This window comes from Gudongella sp. DL1XJH-153 (genome assembly GCF_049310905.1).
GTDB lineage: Bacteria > Bacillota > Clostridia > Tissierellales > Tissierellaceae > Gudongella.
This window is the reverse complement of the sequence record NZ_JBMEMN010000025.1, coordinates 25,574-44,500: the sequence shown is the minus strand read 5'-3', so window position 1 is coordinate 44,500 and position 18,927 is coordinate 25,574. Positions and strand designations below refer to the sequence as shown.

Below are 18,927 nucleotides of genomic sequence, written 5' to 3'. Positions count from 1 at the left end.
AACAATTATCTCACAAGATTAGTGAGATAGAAAAGAACATACAGTAATTAAACTGTAACTATATTATACGAGGAGGTATTATGTTAATAGACAGTCATGCACATCTTGATGACAGGAGATTTGATCCTGACAGGGAGACCTTAATAAAGAGTCTCAAGGACAATGGAATAGACCTGGTTATAAATGTAGGTGCTGATATTGAATCCAGCAAGGCATCAATTAAGCTGGCAAAAAAGCATGAGAATATATATGCCGTGGTGGGAGTTCATCCCCACTCGGCCAAGGATCTCGAAGGCAAGGATTTAAGTGATTTAAGAGAGCTGTTAAAGGAAGATAAAGTTGTAGCCATAGGAGAAATCGGTCTGGACTTCTATTACGACAATTCTCCAAGGGACATCCAGAGAAAATGGTTCAAGGCACAGATTGACCTAGCCAAGGAACTGGATATGCCTGTTGTGATCCATACAAGGGATGCAGCACAGGAGACCTTTGATATCCTTAAGGAAGCAGGGGAGGATGGAAAACTGAAATGTCTACTCCACTGCTATTCAGGCAGTGCAGAAATGGCAGAGGAATATATCAAGCTTGGATTCCATATTTCACTTGGCGGACCTGTGACATTCAAGAATGCAAGGGTTCCACGTGAGGTGGCAAAAGTTGTTCCTCTGGACAAGCTTCTTATTGAAACAGACAGTCCATACCTTACGCCCGAACCATACAGAGGGAAGAGAAACGAGCCCATGTATGTAAAATATGTAGCTGAAAGAATTGCCCAGGAAAAGGGAATAACCTATCAAGAGGTTGCCCAGACAACAAGTGACAATGTGTTAAGATTCTTCGGAATAAATGGGAGAGGTCAGTGAAGCTTATGATAAAGGAAGTAATAGTGGTAGAGGGAAAGGATGACATATCCGCTGTAAAGGCAGCCCTGGAGTGCGAGGTTATTGCCACAAACGGCTTTGGCTATGGAAGAAAGCTAATCCAGACACTAAAGTCCATACATGAGAGAAGGGGGATAATAATCCTTACAGATCCCGACTACGGTGGAGAAAGCATCAGAAAGGACATTTCCAAGCATATCCCAGACTGCAAGCATGCATTCCTTCCACAGGGAAAGGCTTTGAAGAAGGATAATATCGGAATTGAAAATGCCACACCTGAAGACATTAGGGAAGCAATTGAGAAATCCAGACCCAACATTGTTGAAGCCCAGGAGACTTTCCAGAGAGATGATATCTTTCTTTTCAACCTATCAGGTGGACCGGGATCCAAACAAAGAAGGGAAAAGCTTGGAGAAATTCTTGGAATTGGATATACAAATGGAAAGCAGCTGTTAAACAGACTGAATCACCTTGGAGTGACAAGGGAAGAATTCCTAAGGGCAATGGAAAGGATAGAGAAGGATGGAGAATAAAAGACTGTACTCACCAAGTCAGGTAAGAGAGGTTCTTGATCGTCATGGGTTCAGATTTTCAAAGGGCTTGGGACAGAATTTCCTGATAGATGGAAATATCGTTAGGAAAATAGTTAGAGGCGCGGAGATAACCAAGGAGGACTATGTTCTTGAAATTGGTCCTGGCATGGGAACCCTGACCGAAGAACTGGCCCTTAAAGCAAAGAAGGTCGTTGCAATAGAGATAGATGAAAGACTTAGGCCAATCCTTTCTGAGACCCTGGAGCCATATGACAATGTAGAGGTTGTCTATGGGGATGTATTAAAGCTGCCCTTAAGGGAGATAATAGAAGAGAAGTGCGACGGACAACCTGTGAAGGTCGTTGCAAATTTACCCTATTATGTAACCACGCCCATAATCGGAAAGCTTATTGAAGAGGAGCTTCCATTTGAATCAATCAGCGTAATGGTTCAAAAAGAAGTAGCGGACAGGATGGTTGCAAAGCCTCACACAAAGGAGTACGGATCACTTACACTATTTGTCGGCTTCTACACAGAGCCCCAAATAATGATGAAGGTTCCAAAGACTGTATTTATGCCACAGCCAAAAATCGACAGCTCTGTTATAAAGCTTAAGATAAGGGAGACTCTTCCCGATACAAACAGGGATAGCTACTTTAAGCTTGTAAGAGCAGCTTTTTCAAAGAGAAGAAAAACCCTGATCAATGCACTTTCAACCTACGGGCTTGAAGCAGACAAGGAAGAGATAAGGGAAGCCCTAAAAAGAGTCAACATAGAAGAAACAGTCCGAGGCGAGGACCTGGAAATGGATGACTATGTCCGACTTGCAAGAGAACTGCCACGGCTTTGAAGACGCGGGGACGTTTCATTCGTCTTTTTCTCAAGGCATGGGTCTACTAGATTTATAGATTTTAATAATAGTTGTCAATCAACTATAACCAATAGCTTTCAAATACAGTAGTATTTGATTCTTTGTATTAGTAAGCTTTGTTCAATTATTTAAAAGCATATTTAGTGACATAGTTATTGACATTTCAACAATCACTAGTGATAAATCCTTGAAATTTTTGAATTTTCAGTTTATAATTTACATAAGATATGGTATTGGGGGATATCATATGAACTATTATCGATGGAACGCCGTATGCGGTGAAAGTCGCACGTACGGTGTGGTCCTGTACGAAATCCAGGAGGATAGTCAGGGATGAAGAAGCACCTAATGTAGGTTATGATTTCAATGGAACAAATGAGTATTTGAGAGTAGAGCACAGTGACTTGATTTATTCAGATGATGGATCGATAACAATTGAAGCATGGATTAAACCAGAAACCCATATCGGTCTTGGAGGAATTGTATCAAAGTATCATGAACCTGCTGTAGAATCATTTTCATTCAGATTGGGACCTACTACTATATCAAACAGTCTAGAGTTTACAATTGGGAATGTTAATTTGACAACAGCAAGTGGTGAAGTTACTTTGAACCAGTGGCAGCATGTTGCCGCGACCTTTGATAGGACAAGTTCAATTATGAATATCTATGTCAATGGAGAGCTTGTAAGAACATACACTAATGCAGGAACATTGCAATTACAAGAAAACACATCCTTCCTTGCTATAGGAATGGATTATCTTGATGGAGCGAGATACTTTGAAGGCGAAATTGATGACGTTAGAATCTGGAATTATGCAAGAAGCGAGCAGCAGATAGCTGACACCATGAATAATGAACTTAATGGAGACGATCAAGGATTGGTTGCTTACTGGAAGCTTAATGAAGCAGTATCACCCTTTGTAGACTCCACTGGAAACGGACATACAGCTATTAGAATAGACAATTAGTTTTTAATGGGGCGGGACTTATGATCCGCCCCATTTACATAGTAGAAGTATGTATTATGATTTGAAGTAGCTAACATAACCCCAAAAAGAACTGGTCCAAAACCAAAGGGACAGTTTAAAGACACGGGGACGTTTCATTCGTCTTTTTTGAACACTCATATCCAAGTACATTGGTTCTTTATTTGGTGTGATTATAGTTCAAGATCAAAGGAACGTTTATGAACAGACATTGTGGGTAGAATAGTATTAGATATTCATTGACAAACATACCCTTAGGGGGTATAATTATGTCAGGAATTAAAATAAGGGGGAATTATTGTGAACGAAGTTATAGTTTATACAAGCAGTACATGTCCATATTGTACACTTGCTAAGAATCATCTATCTGAAAAAGGTGTTTCATATGTTGAGAAAAATGTTTCAACTGATAAGGATGCAAGAAAAGAATTGATGGCTATGGGACATATGGGAGTTCCAGTGGTTGTAATCGACGGTCAGGAGATCGTAGGATTTGACAAGGAAAAAATCGACACGCTGCTTGATGTTTAGGCAAAATTAAAAACTCTGAGATGAATTTTCATCTCAGAGTTTTATTTTGTTGATTCAGTTTTTACTATAATTAGTTGTTCAAAGCTTCCATAAGCTTGTTTAGGTCCAGACCGTGTACCATAGCTGCTTCTTCCAGACTCTCCATTTGGCTTGAAGGACAACCTACACAACCCATGCCGAATCTAAGTAGAGTCTCTATAGCTTCAGGCTTTTTCCTAATAAGCTCGCCGATAAGCATATCTTTTGTAACTTCCATTAATTGTTCCCTCCTTTTAATTCATAGTAATATAGTAGCATATAAAGAAATATTTTGCTAGATATATTTTGATTTTTTTCTAAGATATTGATAATTGCTTATACAAACAAAAAGCATTGGGGACGGTTCCTTTTGCTTTTTGACTGCGATCTATTCGCCAATATTGATCCATATTGCAAAGTGCTCTTGCCTTTTGTTTGAATATAACAAAATCAGGATATATATGAATAGGAGGGATGCATATGAAGAGCGGGGGTATATTTGCATTACTGATACAAATACTTGTATCCGCAATAGTCATCGGGATAGCTGCTTTTTTCACACCGGGATTCTCCATTGCTGGAGGCTTCGGGACACTTTTTGTGGCAGCTGTTGTAGTTGGGCTATTGAGTTGGGCAGCAGTTAGATTTCTTGGAGTAAAGGCCTCGCCATTTGGAGCGGGACTGACAGGATTTTTAGTAAGTGCAGCAGTACTTTATTTGACAAGATATATAGTTGATGGATTCAACATTACCTTGATTGGAGCGCTTTTAGGAGCTCTAGTACTTGGTATCGTTGACTTTTTAATACCTGGAAGGAGATTCAGATAAATATTTGAATTTTAACTTGACTACAAAAACCATATGATGTAGAATAGAAAAAGAGATACCGTATAGGGGTATATTGATAGAGGAGGAATATAATGAATATTGAAATTACAAGTACAGCTAAAGATGAGCTGAAGAAAGTACTTGAAAATAAGAAGAATGAAGACAAATTGTTGAGAATCTATATCGCAGGCTATGGTTGAGGCGGTCCTACATTTGGATTAGCTCTGGACGAGCTAAAAGATGAGGACATTGAAGTTAAGATTGAAGATTTCCACTTTGTTATGGAAGATATGATAACTGAGAACTTCGGAAGCTTTACTGTTGATTTCAGCGACAACTGGTTAAGACGTGGATTTAGCGTTTATCCTGATGGAGTTGCTGCATCAAGCTGTTAGTTTGAATTGAATTTAGGGGCAGGCCAAAATATGGTCTGTCTTTTTTTCTACCCAAAAAGCATTGAAAAGCATTGGGGACGGTTCCTACTGCTTATGTATACATGCTCTGAAAAGCAAAAAGAACCGTCCCCAATGCTTTTTGGGTATGAATTGTAATTTATACTGAAATGGTGTTATAATGAAGGATAGAGATAAATTCGAGGGGAGTGATGATTTGTGGATTCGAGTCCTTTGCCGGATAGTTGTATAACAATTTATTGGAGCCATGGTCATCAACCTGACCGGAGGTTCCTCCAACAATAACCAAAAAGGAGGAATAACATGGATGAAATCAAAACAATAGATGAAATACTTGATGAGATCCTTCAGCTCATTGAGGAAAAGAAATACTTTAAAATCAAGAAGATACTTGAGGACTTAAATGAAGTCGACATAGCAGATGTCCTGGACGAGCTGGACCTGCACAACACACTACTTATTTTCAGAATGCTGCCAAAGGATCAGGCGGTAGAGGTATTTGCACATTTTGAGCCTGAAAACCAAAGGGAAATAATCGAAGCAATAACCGATAAAGAGGTTAGAAACATAGTTGAAGAACTGTTCTTTGATGATATGATTGACCTTATTGAAGAAATGCCTGCAAATATTGTAAGCAAGGTAATAAAGCATTCAACTCCTGAAGAGCGGAAGCTTATTAATGAGTTTTTGAAGTATCCACCGGACTCTGCCGGAAGCTTGATGACAATCGAGTATGTGGAGCTTCGCCAATCCATGACTGTAAAAGAAGCCATGGAGCACATCAAGGAGACAGGACTTTCCAAAGAAACTGTCTACACCTGTTATGTAACAAATATGAACAGAAAGCTGGAAGGAATAATATCACTGAGAATTCTTGTAGTTTCCCCTGAGGATGCAGTAATTGCAGACCTGATGGAGGATGATGTAATATATGTAGAGACACATGATGACCAGGAAACAGTTGCAAGCTTATTTAGAAGATATGGATTCCTGGCACTGCCTGTAGTGGACAAGGAAAAGAGACTTACCGGTATTATTACAATCGACGATATTATCGATGTTATGGAACAGGAAGCAACGGAAGACTTCCAGAAGATGGCTGCTATGGCACCATCTGATGATCCATATATGACATCAAGTGTATTTAGTCTTGCAAAACAAAGAATAGTATGGCTCCTGGTACTGATGGTTGCAGCAACCATATCAGGCCAGATAATCAGCAGCTACGAGGGAATCTTAAGTTCGGTTGTAATTCTAGCATCATTTATGCCCATGCTTATGAACACCGGAGGTAGTTCCGGAAGTCAGGCTTCAACCCTTGTGATTCGTGGTCTGGCAACAGGAGAAATCGAGATGAAGGATTCCGCAAAGGTCCTTTGGAAGGAGTTCAGGATAAGTATCATAGTGGGAGTTGTCCTTGCAGCAGTAAACTTCGCAAGACTTATGGTTATCACCAGAGCTGGCTTCCTTGTTTCCATTACTGTATCCTTGACCTTGATTGTAACGGTTGTAATAGCAAAATTATTGGGCGGACTTGCCCCAATGGTTGCCAAGATGTTTAAGGTCGACCCTGCAATAATGGCTGGTCCACTGATCACTACATTTGTGGATGCGATCAGTCTGATAGTGTATTTTTCAATTGCTACAATGCTTCTGAGTGCATAAATTCCATCCAGCATTTGTCAATAAGATATATATTAAATATATTTAAAAAAATAATATAAAGCATGCAATTGACAAAAGAAGGGTATAATAGTATAATAATTTGTTTGGTTGACATGACCTTCCATTTGTGTTACAATGTTTACATGATGAGTGTCCCTAACACACTCCTTCTGTCCCCAGAGTTTGGGAGAATGAAATGGAAGGTGGTTCTCTAACAGTATGAATAGTGTAGCTCAGATCAAAAAAGACCTGGAAGGGTGTATCGGCAAAAAAGTAATTCTCAGAGCAAACAGAGGTAGAAAGAAGACAACAGTGAGAGAGGGAGTACTTGAATCAGCCTACCCGAGCTTATTTGTAGTTAGGATAAGCAATGATTACGACAGCACGAGGACGGTATCGTATACCTATTCTGATGTGCTTACATCAACAGTAGAAGTAACAATCTGCGAAGAAGCAGACAGACTTATTAGTATATCTTAAGACAACCTACCTTATGGTAGGTTTTTCTATGCAAAAAAATGATATGGAACAGTCTTTATGGTATAATTATCAGGTATTAAATCTGTAGAAAATGGAGCGATCGACATTGAGAATTGAAGAGAACGCCTACGGCAAGATAAACCTTGCGCTGGATGTCCTATATAAAAGAGAAGACGGTTATCACGAAATTAATAGCATCATGCAACAAATAAGCTTGCACGATACGGTAATAATAAAAGAGGGTGGCAGGGGTGTCCAAATATCTTGCGACAACAGTCTTGTACCCCTTGACCATACAAACCTAGTACATATGGCATGGGATGAGATCAGGAAGATGACAGGAACAGAATCCGGAATCAGTGTTGAAATACACAAGATTATCCCAGTTGCAGCAGGCCTTGCGGGAGGAAGCTCAAACGGAGCTGCCGTACTTTTGGGACTTAATAAAATGTGGAATCTTGGCCTTACCCGAGATGAACTCATGGCCATTGGCAAGAGGATCGGTGCCGACATACCATTCTGCATCCTTGGAGGAACTGCTCTTGCTGAAGGAATCGGGGAGAAACTTACAAGTCTCAAGCCATTTAAGGACAAGCACATCCTTCTTGCAAATCCAGGATTTGGTATTTCAAGTGCCTATGCATACAGCAAGCTCAATATCCCAGCTGAAAGAAAGCCAATGGATATATTAATCCAGTGTATAGAAAATGATGATCAGAAATGCCTTGCAGACAGAATGTTCAATGTATTTGAAGATTCAATTATACCTGAGAATCCAATAATTGGAGATATAAAGAGGATCATGGAAGAACATGGAGCTCTTGGAGCATTGATGAGCGGTAGCGGTGCATCTGTTTTTGGCCTCTATGATGATACAGAGAAGCTGGAGTTTACAAGAAAGAAGCTCCAGGATATTATTCCACACGTATTCCATGTCACTACAATTTAATAAACTATTTCACCAAAATGCTGAGCTGTTGTTGATTAAAACAATAACTCGGTATTTTTTTGTGCGAAATTACAACAGCACAATAATTAGACAGACTTTTATAGGAAAACGTGGTCAGGATATGAGAAAATCAGAATGAAAGAATGAAAACTGAGAAATGGAGGGATTCAAGTGAGTGATTATTTACAAGTAGCAAATGACCCGATGCTGTGGTTGATGGCAGCACCAGGAATTGGAATTGTAGCGCTTCAGGCAGTTCTGTTTTCAAAGAAAGCATTCAACGCAGGGCAATACGCAGATCTTAGCAGATCAGAAGCTTGGAAGGCATTCAAGGTAGGAGCCATTTCAGCTATAGGACCAGCCTTGGCGGTGTTTATAGTAATGCTTGGGATGATGTCGGTTGTTGGTGCACCCATTACATGGATGAGACTTGCAATGATTGGATCTGCCCCTACAGAGCTTACAGGGGCAACTATGGGAGCTCAAGCAATGGGAGTGGAATTTGGCGGCCCAAATTATGGTATTACTGAATTTTCAGCATCAGTCTGGACAATGGCATTGAATGGAGTTGGATGGCTTCTTTTCACCGGACTATTTGCACACAGGCTTACTGGAATAAGAGACAGAATCTCCAAGGGAGATGATAGACTGACTGTTGAAATAGGTGGAGCAGCAATGCTTGGTGCATTTGCATACCTTGTTGGAGGACATTTGATTGCAGGTGGAGGAAGACTAATAGCAGCAGTAATATCAGGTTTAGCAATGATAGCACTTGTATATATATCAAAAAGAATGCCAAAGCTCCTGGAGTATAATCTGGGTATAGCAATGATAATTGGAATGATAGCAGGAGTATTATTTACATAAAATTATAAGGAGGGAAAAAGATGGATAATGTAGCTGAAAGAGCAACCAAAGATAATTTGAATTATGAAGATGCGTTTAGTAAGCCGATAATCAAGACAGGAAGATGGACTCTACTTATAGCAATACCACTTTCATTCTTGCCGGCAATATATTTATACTTGAACTACGGAGCAATACCGCCAGTTGGAAGAATACTGACAGGTTGGTTCCTTATTGCATCAATTTATGGATCCTACTATGTAATTGAGCCAGTATCATTCTTCCCAGTATTGGGAGTTTCAGGGACGTATATGTCATTTCTTGCAGGAAATATTGGTAACATGAGACTACCATGCGCAGCAGTTGCGCAGGAAGCATTACAGGTTGAACCTGGAAGCAACAAGGCAGAGCTTGTGGCTACTCTTGGAATAGCAGGCTCTATAATTACAAATCTAATTGTAATAACAATCGCGGCAGTAGCAGGAAATCAATTGTTCAATTACTTCCCAGAACCGGTTATAAATGGATTTGATTTTGTACTACCTGGCATATTTGGATCAATGTTTGCCATGTTTGCAATGAAGCATCCTGTATATGGAGCATTTGCGCTATCAATAGTATTGATTATGTTGGGAATAATAAGAGTACTTCCAGTTTATGTGGTAATTCCTGCATCTGTATTCTTGACTATAGCATTTGCAGTAGTTTCATATAAGAGAAAGAATAAAGCATAAATAAAGGAGGCGAATGAGATGGAAGACACAAAAGTTCTTGACTATGTAAATAAAGATGAAGCTATTGAGCTTCTGCAGGAAATGATAAGATTCAAGACCGTTAATGGACCAGGAGATGAGCTGCCACTGGCAAAATATATTAAATCTAAACTGGATGAGATCGATGTGGACAATTTTGTCGATGACATTGGCGACAACAGAGGTAATGTAGTTGGTAGAATAAAGGGATCAGGAGAAAGAGATGCCTTGTTCTTTAACGGACATCTTGACACTGTACCACCAGGAGATATTGAGTGGGAGCACGGACCTTACAGTGGAGATATTGAAGACGGCAAAATATATGGAAGAGGTTCTGCTGATATGAAAGGTGGTCTCGCAGCCATGTTGACAGCTGTCAAGGCAGTTAAAAAAGCAGGCTGGGAGCTAAAGGGAGATTTTATCTATTCTGCCACCGCCGGTGAGGAAACTGATAGCATAGGAGCAGTTAAGTATCTGGAAGATGGTGGATTGGATGGAGTTGGCGCGATTATAATAGGTGAACCTAGCTCAAATGGCGTAAATGTAGCAGAAAAGGGAGCATTTTGGGTTGAAATCACTACCTACGGAAAGACAGCACATGGAGCATTTCCTCACAAGGGAGTAAATGCAGTAGTTCATATGAATGCCCTATTAAGCGAATTGGTGAGTTATAAGTTCAAATACGAAGAAAACGAATTAGTAGGCTCTCCTACGATGAATATCTCTACAATAAATGGTGGAGTAAAGACAAATGTTGTACCTGACAAGTGCTCAATAACAGTTGACATGCGTACTGTGCCCGGCCAAGTGCACGGTGATATTGTTAAGGACTTCGAAGCAATGATTGAAAAACTTGCAAGTGAAATTGAGAATTTCAAGGCTGATGTTAAGGTGCTCAATGACCGCCCAGCTGTTGAAACAAAGATATCAAACGAGTTCGTAAGAATGGCTACTGATACAATCAAGGAAGAATTCGGCAAGGAAGTTGAACCAAAGGGTGTCAATTTCTATACAGATGCATCAATATTTCTTCCACCTACCAGTCTTCCATGCATTTTCTATGGGCCTGGGGATGCAGATATGGCGCATCAACCTAACGAATTTGTTCCCATAGACAGCTATATGGAGTGTATCCACTTCTATATAGCAATGATTGAAAACTATCTTGTGAAATAAAGGAGGAAGTGGATGAGTTACTTGGATAAAGCAAAAGAGGTTCAAGGAGAAGTTGTTAAATGGAGAAGAACATTGCATCAGATTCCAGAGGTAGGATTGGAATTGCCCGAGACATCAGCTTTTATAGCTAAGCAGCTTGATGAAATGGGAATCTCCTATAGAAAGAATGTAGGGGTATCAGGTATAGTTGGGCTTATAGAAGGAGGCTCACCAGGCAAAACAATCGCCCTGAGAGCTGACATGGATGGACTGCCAATAAAAGAGGAGACTGGACTGTCATTTGCCTCTACAAATGGAAACATGCATGCATGTGGACATGATGCCCACTCTTCCATACTACTTGGGGTTGCCAAGGTCCTGAATAAAGAAAAGGAAAACCTCAAGGGAAATATAAAGCTGATATTTCAACCAGCCGAAGAAGGTCCTGGAGGAGCAAAGCCAATGCTTGATGACGGAGCCTTTGAAGACCCCAAGGTTGATGGCGTGCTGGGACTTCACATAGGAGGCCTTACAGGCGACAGCAAGGATGGCGAAGTGTTGGTATCATATGGCAGCATGATGGCATGTCTTGATAGATTCAAGATGACAATAAGAGGCAAGGGGTGTCATGGTGCATATCCTGAAAATGGTGTAGACCCGATTTCAATAGCCTCACAGGTTATTTCCAATGTTCAGACAATAATAAGTCGAGAAACCAGTCCGACTGATCCAGGCGTAGTAACATTCGGAATGATAAAAGGAGGGTCCCAATACAATATTATCTCGGATACTGTAGAGTTGGAAGGTACATGCAGGGCAGTGGATCAAGATGTCAGGGAATTTCTTGCAAAAAGACTTGAAGAAATATCAAGAAGTGTTGCAGAGGGAATGAGGGGAAGCATTGAGTTTGATTATACATTTGGATATCCTCCACTGGTAAATGATGAAGAGGTTACCAGGAACTTTGTTGAATCTGCCAAGAGAATCATACCTGAAGATGACATCAGGGAAATGAAAAAACCTGTAATGGGTGGAGAAGACATGGCTTACTTTATAAATGAAGTACCAGGAACATACTTCTTCCTAAGTTCCCATAAACCGGTTGATGGCGAACTTTATCCTCACCATAACAGTAAGTTTGACATAAATGAAGATATGCTTCAGAGGGGAGTGGCTCTCATATCCCAGGCAGCAACAGACTGGCTTAATAGATAAGACAAGGAAATAGAATATGACCCCTGACTTTTTTAGTCAGGGGTTTGCTGAAGTCAGAGATTATTTTAAAATGTTGAATAATTGAGTCTGAATCCTATATAATAAAAGCAGACGAACAGGAGAGAGGTGATTATTTTGGGGATTCAGATAAGAGAGATTCTGGAGGATAAGTATTTCAAGGGTTATAGTGTGCTGGCAGGAGAGGGTGGACTGGACAGAGAAGTTCAGGCAGTTGCATTGTTTGACGCACCTGATGGATATCTTTGGTTTAAAGGCAAGGAACTTATATTGTCAACGGGGTATCTTTTTAAAGACAACTATGATTACTTCAAGGATGTAATAATTTATCTTCATAAAAAAGGATCTGCTGGTATGGGAATTAAAAAAGACAGATATTTGAAGGAGATTCCACATGAAATAATTGAGATTTGTGATGAACTGTCATTTCCATTGATAAATATTCCCTATGATGAAGCTTGGATTGATGTTATAAACGCCGTAAATTCAATAGCAATAAATAGCTTTATTTCAAGAGTAATTGACAAGCCATCAACTCAAAGCACCATAACTCCAAAAGACCTCAAAATGAAAATACGTGATATTATCAATAAACTTAGCATAGAGATTAAGAAGCCAATAACACTTACAGATGTTACAACCACCAAGTCTTATACTTATCCGCCTACATTTGAGCATAAACTTGATATGGATTTTGTTGAGGGTCTAGACAAATATGATTTTGACTTCACAAAGGAGACTGTTTGTGACAAGCTTAAAATCCAAAGAATAACTCCTTCTGATTCTGATAAATGCCCTTGGATAAAAATACCTATAAAACTAAGGGGCAGGCTTGTGACAAAGATAATCATATGGGAGTCCAATGAAAAAATTGATTACTATGATCTTCTTGCCATTAGAATAGCAACAGCACTTTTAGCAGAAATATATGAACAGCTTTACATCTATCAGAACTTTGAGGGAAAATACTATGATGATCTCATAAAGGCGGCAATAAACGGTGAATTGGATAATTTTGAGAAAGTCGGGGAATTACTGGGGAGTATTGAAAAATCTAGAGTCAACCTTGAGAATTCATTTATTGTAACATGTATAAAAAAAGAAGAGGGGAAGGTCTACTTTACAAGTAAAAGAGAAGAAATTTACAAAAGCGTTCTTTCCATACTCCAGCATGACAAAAATATATTCGGAATTGTAGACGATAATAATATTATCATTCTTACCGAGATCGAAGGGCAAGATAATCAGATTAAAAAAATGAAACTTGATTATGTAAAAGTTCTGGAAAAGCTTAGAGAAACAATTGGTGAATGCGAATGCAGGATTGGAATAGGTACTGCAGTCCCTGATATATTGTCTGCCAAGAGAAGCTATGTTGAAGCATTGAAGGCTCTTGAGGTAGGAAAGTACATCTATGAGGACAGAGATATAATTGCTTTTGAAGATTTGGGGCCATTTGGTTTTTTAAGACTTGAAAATATACAGAGAAGAGATTTTGGAAGCAACTTTGACAAGATTACTCCTCTTTTGAAACATGACAACAGTAAAGAAATGCTTGAGACATTGAAGATTTTTCTTGAAAGTGAATCCAACTTCAATGTAGCATCAAACAAACTTTTCCTTCATACAAATACTGTACGATACAGAATATCTAAAATACAGGAACTTTGCGATATTGACCTGAATGATCCTGTAGAAAGGCTGAAAACAGAAATAACACTGAAGTTTCTGGAACTTATCAAGTAAAATCGTGCCCTGGAATCAATTTCAGGGCATTTGTCATATATTTTCTATACAAATAGGTCTTCTTCAATTGAAGGAGACTTTTGTTCATACTCAAGGATAGTGAGAGAATAGACACAATTAAATTGACATCTTTAGAAAGGAAGCATATAATAGGACTATAAAGTATATGTATACATATACAGAATACAAAGGAGGAACAAAGATGAAAAAGAAACTAACTTTAGCAGTCACCCTGGTACTTGCAATGACAATGTTGCTGGCAGGATGTGCAGGAAACGACAACGGTGCTGAAAACCCTGACAGTTCAGAGACAGTGGAACTTAAGTTTAGTTCAGCGGCAAATGAAGATAGTACTTGGCATGTTGGCGTTCAAAAATTTATTGATGAAGTGGAAGAAAAGACAGACGGCAAATTTCAAATAACTGCTTTCACAAGCGACCAGCTAAGTGGAGGTAATCAAGCGAGCGGAATCGAACTTGTTCAGACTGGATCTACAGACATACATATAACAGATGCACTTGTATGGTCTTCAATCCAACCTAAGGCAATTGCACCAGCTATGCCTTGGTTATTGCCGACGTATGAAGATGTAGATATGTATATGGCGGGAGCAGGTGGAGAAGCAATAAAGGAAGCAATCAATGAATCAGGAGTTGTTTGTATTGGTATCGGTGAAGCAGGTTACAGACAAGTTGTCAATACAAGAAATCCCATTGAGACACCAGAGGACATGTCTGGTCTGAAAATGAGAATACCAGGAAGTAATGTACACGTTTCATTGCTTAAATATATTGGTGCAGATCCTATCACAATGAGCCAATCAGAAGTGTATACATCACTTCAGCAGGGTTCAATCGAGGCAGCTGAGAACACTATTGACCTACTCTTTGCACAGAGAACACTTGAGGTTGTAGATCACCTAACATTATGGAACTACTCATATGACCCATTGTTCCTTTCAGTTAGCCAAGAGCTATGGGAATCATTATCAGATGAAGAAAAGCAAATATTTACAGATGCTGGAGAAGTAGCGATGGATGCTCAAAAGCAGGCAACAAGAGAAAAGAGTTCTTCAGTCCTTGAGGATATAAGAACTGAATTCCCTGACCTGGAAATCGTTGAAAGTCTTACTGCAGAGCAGGTTGAAGCTTTCAAGGAAAAAGTGAAACCAGTTTATGAAGAAAATAAAGATTCAATTGGGGAAGAATTGCTAACCAATTTTGGATACACATTTGACTAAATAATAATAAATCAGGGGCAGATTATGCCCCTGGATTTCTTTAATAAAGAGAGGTGGAATAAATGAATCGCTTCTGGAAAATCATTAATTGGTTGGAAGAGTATGTTTTGATAATAGGTATGACCATAATGGTTGTCCTAAATTTTGCAAATGTAGTTTTTAGATTTATACTGCCCCAGTCACCTTTTTCATATTCTGAAGAGTTGACAATAATATTATTTATGTGGGTCACCATGTTTGGAATATCTTATGGTTATAGAATGTTTGCTCATACAGTTCTTGATGTATTCACAAAATTGCTGCCAAGTAAGTTCCAACCTTATATTATAATTTTTGCTACATTATGTTCGATGGCATTTATGTCATTGATGGTGTACACAAGCTATTTTACAATTCAAAATCAAATAGAATTCGGTCAAGTTACTCCAGGAATGAAGCTGCCTATGATAGTCAACAGTGGAGCTTTGTTCATAGGAGCTATTATAACGTTATTCAGTATTTTCAAATCTGGGAGAGAAGAATTAATAATCCATTATGAAAACTCAAGAGAAGAGGTGGTTAAATGATTTCCTTCATTCTTCTAGGGTCATTTTTTGGTTTATTATTACTTAAGGTTCCAGTTGCTGCTTCGATGGGTTTGGCTGCCTTGTTTGGTATTCAGTACCTAGGCATGGACATAAGCATATTACCCAATATTTTCTATGCAGCCATAGCAAAAAACTCGCTTTTAGCGATCCCATTTTTCATACTAACCGGAGTAATAATGGACTATTCCGGAATATCAACAAGACTTATTAAGTTTGCCAATGCTATGATTGGTCATAGAAAAGGTGGACTTGTTGGAGTAACAGTTGTAACTTCGGTTTTCTTTGCGGCTATATCCGGCTCAGGACCTGCTACAGTAGCAGCTTTGGGAGGAGTACTCATTCCAGCAATGGAAAAAGACAAGTACAACAAAAACTTTGCAACTGCACTGGTTGCATCCTCTGGAGGAATTGGTATGATAATACCTCCTTCGATACCATTTGTTATATTCGCAATGTTAACTGGTCAATCAGTAGGCACAATGTTCATGGCAGGGATAATACCTGGGCTATTAATGGGTGTACTGTTCACACTTGCGGGACTTTGGTATGTTAGAAAAGACAAAGGCATCATTGTAAGAGAAAAAGCGAGTTCTGAAGTGAGATGGGCATCATTTAAGGAAGCATTATGGGGCATCATGACACCAGTTATTATTTTGGGAGGAATATATTCCGGGATATTCACAGCAACTGAAGCTGCTGGAGTTTCCGTTGTATACAGTATGTTTGTTGGAGGCTTCATTTATAAAACAATTGACTTTAAAACATTTAGAAATCTGTTTTTATCTGCAGCTGTTTCATCCGGATTAATCATGTATATAATGGGCAGTGCAGGACTATTTGCCTGGATACTTACCACATCTGGTGTAGCAGGCGATCTTTCAAGTGCCTTGTTGGGAGTATCAAACAACCCTTTGGTACTAATACTGATAACACAGCTGATTTTCTTGATAGCAGGTTGCTTTGTTGATTCAGCATCGGGATTTTATCTATTGTTACCAATTCTAATGCCTGTAGTACTTAAAACCGGGTATCCAGTCTATGCTTTTGGGGTACTCGCTACAGTTAACTTTGCAATTGGACAGATAACTCCACCGGTTGGCTCTAATCTTTTTGTTGCATTGAACATAGCAAAAATTTCAATGAGTGACCTCGTCTCCAAGTTAGGGTATTTTTTACTTGCAGGAATTGGAGCAATTCTATTGATGAGCGTATTCCCGCAAATCATTACTTTCTTGCCTACTCTTCTAGGTATGAACTAACATGAAAGGAGCAGTGGAAAATGAGAACACCGGATTATGAACTTGAGAAAAGAATTCAAAGCTTAAGGGTTGTAATGAGTGACAAAGGGATAGATGTATTTATTACAGGAGCTGGAGCGCAGATTGATCAAAGAGGGATTGTAAGATATTTTCTGGATTACTACATTCCTGTATTTGCAGAGTACATGGTCATACCTTTAAAGGGACCCGTGACGATGATACCTCATGATTATGCAGGTGCCAGATATGCAGAAACATCCCCAGCAATAGAGGACATTATACCACTACCATCAGGAGTATCGCCCGCAAAATTTGTAGCAGATGTAGTAAAGAAATACTCACAAAAATCAGTTGCGATTGCAAATTTGGATGGCTTGTCCTATAATTTTGCAAAAGATTTGATGAGTGAACTTTCTGGTATGGAAGTAATTGATATAAATGATGATATTGACAAAATCAGGGAAATCAAAAGTGAGTTTGAAATAAAACAGACCATACTGACAACAAAGATAAACGAAGATAGCTTCTTTGCATTGCTAAAAGAGGTCAAGCCAGGAGTGTATGATATTGATGCTATCCAAAAAGCAAGAGCTGCTACTGAACTGATGGGTGTTGAAGACCAGTATTGGATGATTGGCACACAACAGGGAGCAGGATTTTGGATTGATGCAAAAGACAAACCTACAATGTGGAAAGAAAAAGACCTTATAGTAGGAGTTACAGAGCATTCCTATGCAGGAGGGCATTGGGGAGAAGTGGCAAACCTGATTTCAATTGGAGAACCTGATAAAGAGATCATTGAGGTGCAGAAAGCCCTGGCTATTGTCCAAAAGGAAGCTGCAAAAGCAATTAAGCCAGGCAATACAATAGGGCAAATGGCAGACAGAGCTCAACAGGTTCTTGAGGAACTAGGTTATTCTGAGAAATACACAGCCGACAGCCCAGTTCGTTATTTTGGTCACAGTCAGGGCCTGGATGTGTTTGAACAACCAATTATTATGAGTGGAGAAACAAAGCTGATGGAGAAAGGAATGAGACTGAATTTCCACCCGAGTGCTTCAATGAGAGATGGAAGGAAATTCTCATATTGTGTAAATTACTATGTTACAGAGTCTGCAGGGGTTAGACTTACCAATCTTTCGGATGAGATATATATAGTATAATCAGGTCTTCATGACCTCTTGTTATCTGTAAATGTTATTAATTGGAGGTTTACAATTATATTCCAGAGTAGTATTATTATAAGTAGAAATATTTAAAGGGAGGATTCGTCCATGGCTTTAGAGAAATTAAAGACAAAAGGCACATTATCAGACAAAGCATATGAGGCATTAAAAGAAAATATACTATCTTTGGATTTAAAGCCTGGCGAAGTTCTTTTGGAAGACAGTCTTTCAGATATGCTTGGTATAAGCAGGACACCTATTAGAGAAGCACTGAAGAAGCTATCTTATGAAGGCCTGGTTAGCTATTTAAATGGTAGAGGCACCTATGTAACCGAACTTAATACAGAGTATTTTTTAAATATATATGACATCAGACTTTCATTGGAAACACTGTCTATCAGACTGGCATGTAAAAATAAAACTGATGATGATATTTTACAGCTACGCAATTTGATAAAAAAGCAAAATGAGATTGTAAACAAGGATGTCTTGGATAATAGATATTATCTTGAAATCGATACAAAGATTCATATGACAATTGCCAGAATAAGCAGAAATGACGTATTGATAAAATATCTTAACGAAATTTATGAGTCGTACAAAAGGTACCTATATTTCACAAATTTTGAGAGTAGGGCTTTGACTGTTACTGATGAGCACACAAAGATTATTAATTCAATCGAGTCAGGCAAGGTTGAGGATGCAGTACAAAGCATGGAAAGACATCTGGAAGGTGTAAAAGATTCAATATACTCAGCTTTGATCAAAGCTGGTAAAAAATAAAA

General features: G+C 39.0%; 21 protein-coding genes. 20 read left to right on the top strand and 1 reads right to left on the bottom strand.

All coding sequences use genetic code 11. The features are described 5' to 3' along the window. The first annotated feature begins 80 nt into the window (after positions 1-80). From ACOEN1_RS10095 to ACOEN1_RS10075, 5 genes are all read left to right on the top strand, one after another. Complete coding sequence (locus ACOEN1_RS10095) at positions 81-863, top strand: TatD family hydrolase (RefSeq protein ID WP_422486774.1); 783 nt, start codon at positions 81-83, stop codon at positions 861-863. Positions 864-868: 5 nt separating this feature from the next. Next, the gene (gene rnmV, locus ACOEN1_RS10090) at positions 869-1,414 is read left to right on the top strand and encodes a ribonuclease M5 (RefSeq protein ID WP_422486776.1); all 546 of its coding nucleotides are present in this window, start codon (positions 869-871) and stop codon (positions 1,412-1,414) included. Further along, on the top strand, positions 1,404-2,264 hold the full coding sequence (rsmA, locus tag ACOEN1_RS10085) for a 16S rRNA (adenine(1518)-N(6)/adenine(1519)-N(6))-dimethyltransferase RsmA (protein WP_422486773.1): 861 nt from the start codon (positions 1,404-1,406) through the stop codon (positions 2,262-2,264). Before rnmV ends, rsmA begins: the two co-directional genes overlap by 11 nt. 317 nt (positions 2,265-2,581) lie before the next feature. Beyond that, on the top strand, positions 2,582-3,256 hold the full coding sequence (locus ACOEN1_RS10080; protein WP_422486772.1) for a LamG domain-containing protein: 675 nt from the start codon (positions 2,582-2,584) through the stop codon (positions 3,254-3,256). A gap of 315 nt (positions 3,257-3,571) precedes the next feature. Next, complete coding sequence (locus ACOEN1_RS10075) at positions 3,572-3,805, top strand: glutaredoxin family protein (protein WP_422486775.1); 234 nt, start codon at positions 3,572-3,574, stop codon at positions 3,803-3,805. 70 nt (positions 3,806-3,875) lie between these two features. On the opposite strand, the gene ACOEN1_RS10070 is transcribed toward ACOEN1_RS10075, so the two are convergent. After that, positions 3,876-4,061, bottom strand: a complete 186-nt coding sequence (locus ACOEN1_RS10070) for a DUF1858 domain-containing protein (protein WP_422486771.1) — start codon at positions 4,059-4,061, stop codon at positions 3,876-3,878. A gap of 242 nt (positions 4,062-4,303) precedes the next feature. Here ACOEN1_RS10070 and ACOEN1_RS10065 point away from each other — a divergent pair, with 242 nt between their 5' ends. The 15 genes from ACOEN1_RS10065 to ACOEN1_RS09995 all read left to right on the top strand — a co-directional run bounded on the left by ACOEN1_RS10065 (position 4,304) and on the right by ACOEN1_RS09995 (position 18,925). Next, the gene (locus tag ACOEN1_RS10065) at positions 4,304-4,651 is read left to right on the top strand and encodes a phage holin family protein (RefSeq protein ID WP_422486770.1); all 348 of its coding nucleotides are present in this window, start codon (positions 4,304-4,306) and stop codon (positions 4,649-4,651) included. 92 nt (positions 4,652-4,743) lie between these two features. Then, on the top strand, positions 4,744-5,046 hold the full coding sequence (locus ACOEN1_RS10060) for an iron-sulfur cluster biosynthesis family protein (protein WP_422486769.1): 303 nt from the start codon (positions 4,744-4,746) through the stop codon (positions 5,044-5,046). Between the two features lie 321 nt (positions 5,047-5,367). Next, complete coding sequence (gene mgtE / locus ACOEN1_RS10055; RefSeq protein WP_422486768.1) at positions 5,368-6,729, top strand: magnesium transporter; 1,362 nt, start codon at positions 5,368-5,370, stop codon at positions 6,727-6,729. A 219-nt stretch (positions 6,730-6,948) separates the two neighbouring features. Continuing rightward, positions 6,949-7,209 carry a Veg family protein gene (locus tag ACOEN1_RS10050; RefSeq protein ID WP_422486767.1) on the top strand — a complete coding sequence of 87 codons (261 nt, stop codon included), beginning with the start codon at positions 6,949-6,951 and terminating at the stop codon, positions 7,207-7,209. A gap of 106 nt (positions 7,210-7,315) precedes the next feature. Next, positions 7,316-8,158 carry a 4-(cytidine 5'-diphospho)-2-C-methyl-D-erythritol kinase gene (ispE, locus tag ACOEN1_RS10045; protein WP_422486766.1) on the top strand — a complete coding sequence of 281 codons (843 nt, stop codon included), beginning with the start codon at positions 7,316-7,318 and terminating at the stop codon, positions 8,156-8,158. A gap of 171 nt (positions 8,159-8,329) precedes the next feature. Further along, positions 8,330-9,025, top strand: coding sequence for a DUF5058 family protein (locus tag ACOEN1_RS10040; RefSeq protein WP_422486765.1), 696 nt, complete (start codon positions 8,330-8,332; stop codon positions 9,023-9,025). A 20-nt stretch (positions 9,026-9,045) separates the two neighbouring features. Further along, on the top strand, positions 9,046-9,738 hold the full coding sequence (locus ACOEN1_RS10035) for a hypothetical protein (protein ID WP_422486764.1): 693 nt from the start codon (positions 9,046-9,048) through the stop codon (positions 9,736-9,738). 18 nt (positions 9,739-9,756) lie between these two features. Next, the gene (locus ACOEN1_RS10030) at positions 9,757-10,932 is read left to right on the top strand and encodes a M20 family metallopeptidase (RefSeq protein ID WP_422486763.1); all 1,176 of its coding nucleotides are present in this window, start codon (positions 9,757-9,759) and stop codon (positions 10,930-10,932) included. A gap of 12 nt (positions 10,933-10,944) precedes the next feature. Beyond that, a complete protein-coding gene (locus tag ACOEN1_RS10025; protein ID WP_422486762.1) occupies positions 10,945-12,126 on the top strand; it encodes a M20 metallopeptidase family protein in 1,182 nt (393 codons plus the stop codon). A gap of 135 nt (positions 12,127-12,261) precedes the next feature. Beyond that, positions 12,262-13,890, top strand: a complete 1,629-nt coding sequence (locus ACOEN1_RS10020; protein WP_422486761.1) for a PucR family transcriptional regulator — start codon at positions 12,262-12,264, stop codon at positions 13,888-13,890. A 202-nt stretch (positions 13,891-14,092) separates the two neighbouring features. Next, positions 14,093-15,130: a DctP family TRAP transporter solute-binding subunit gene (locus ACOEN1_RS10015; RefSeq protein ID WP_422486760.1), complete on the top strand. Its 1,038-nt coding sequence runs from the start codon at positions 14,093-14,095 to the stop codon at positions 15,128-15,130. A 62-nt stretch (positions 15,131-15,192) separates the two neighbouring features. Continuing rightward, positions 15,193-15,696: a TRAP transporter small permease gene (locus ACOEN1_RS10010; protein WP_422486759.1), complete on the top strand. Its 504-nt coding sequence runs from the start codon at positions 15,193-15,195 to the stop codon at positions 15,694-15,696. Next, the gene (locus ACOEN1_RS10005) at positions 15,693-16,976 is read left to right on the top strand and encodes a TRAP transporter large permease (protein WP_422486758.1); all 1,284 of its coding nucleotides are present in this window, start codon (positions 15,693-15,695) and stop codon (positions 16,974-16,976) included. The genes ACOEN1_RS10010 and ACOEN1_RS10005 overlap by 4 nt, the downstream gene beginning before the upstream one ends. Positions 16,977-16,996: 20 nt before the next feature. Beyond that, positions 16,997-18,139: a M24 family metallopeptidase gene (locus ACOEN1_RS10000; RefSeq protein WP_422486757.1), complete on the top strand. Its 1,143-nt coding sequence runs from the start codon at positions 16,997-16,999 to the stop codon at positions 18,137-18,139. Positions 18,140-18,250: 111 nt separating this feature from the next. Then, entirely contained in the window at positions 18,251-18,925 is a 675-nt protein-coding gene (locus ACOEN1_RS09995; RefSeq protein ID WP_422486756.1) for a GntR family transcriptional regulator, read from the top strand. Positions 18,926-18,927 lie beyond the last annotated feature (2 nt).

Excerpts from the sequence above, each read along its gene's own strand:
- ACOEN1_RS10095 (WP_422486774.1), top strand. The coding sequence starts at position 81 with ATGTTAATAGACAGTCATGCACATCTTGATGACAGGAGATTTGATCCT.
- rnmV (WP_422486776.1), top strand. The coding sequence starts at position 869 with ATGATAAAGGAAGTAATAGTGGTAGAGGGAAAGGATGACATATCCGCT.
- rsmA (WP_422486773.1), top strand. The coding sequence starts at position 1,404 with ATGGAGAATAAAAGACTGTACTCACCAAGTCAGGTAAGAGAGGTTCTT.
- ACOEN1_RS10070 (WP_422486771.1), bottom strand. The coding sequence starts at position 4,061 with ATGGAAGTTACAAAAGATATGCTTATCGGCGAGCTTATTAGGAAAAAG.
- ACOEN1_RS10065 (WP_422486770.1), top strand. The coding sequence starts at position 4,304 with ATGAAGAGCGGGGGTATATTTGCATTACTGATACAAATACTTGTATCC.
- mgtE (WP_422486768.1), top strand. The coding sequence starts at position 5,368 with ATGGATGAAATCAAAACAATAGATGAAATACTTGATGAGATCCTTCAG.
- ACOEN1_RS10050 (WP_422486767.1), top strand. The coding sequence starts at position 6,949 with ATGAATAGTGTAGCTCAGATCAAAAAAGACCTGGAAGGGTGTATCGGC.
- ACOEN1_RS10035 (WP_422486764.1), top strand. The coding sequence starts at position 9,046 with ATGGATAATGTAGCTGAAAGAGCAACCAAAGATAATTTGAATTATGAA.
- ACOEN1_RS10030 (WP_422486763.1), top strand. The coding sequence starts at position 9,757 with ATGGAAGACACAAAAGTTCTTGACTATGTAAATAAAGATGAAGCTATT.
- ACOEN1_RS10025 (WP_422486762.1), top strand. The coding sequence starts at position 10,945 with ATGAGTTACTTGGATAAAGCAAAAGAGGTTCAAGGAGAAGTTGTTAAA.
- ACOEN1_RS10015 (WP_422486760.1), top strand. The coding sequence starts at position 14,093 with ATGAAAAAGAAACTAACTTTAGCAGTCACCCTGGTACTTGCAATGACA.
- ACOEN1_RS10010 (WP_422486759.1), top strand. The coding sequence starts at position 15,193 with ATGAATCGCTTCTGGAAAATCATTAATTGGTTGGAAGAGTATGTTTTG.
- ACOEN1_RS10005 (WP_422486758.1), top strand. The coding sequence starts at position 15,693 with ATGATTTCCTTCATTCTTCTAGGGTCATTTTTTGGTTTATTATTACTT.
- ACOEN1_RS10000 (WP_422486757.1), top strand. The coding sequence starts at position 16,997 with ATGAGAACACCGGATTATGAACTTGAGAAAAGAATTCAAAGCTTAAGG.
- ACOEN1_RS09995 (WP_422486756.1), top strand. The coding sequence starts at position 18,251 with ATGGCTTTAGAGAAATTAAAGACAAAAGGCACATTATCAGACAAAGCA.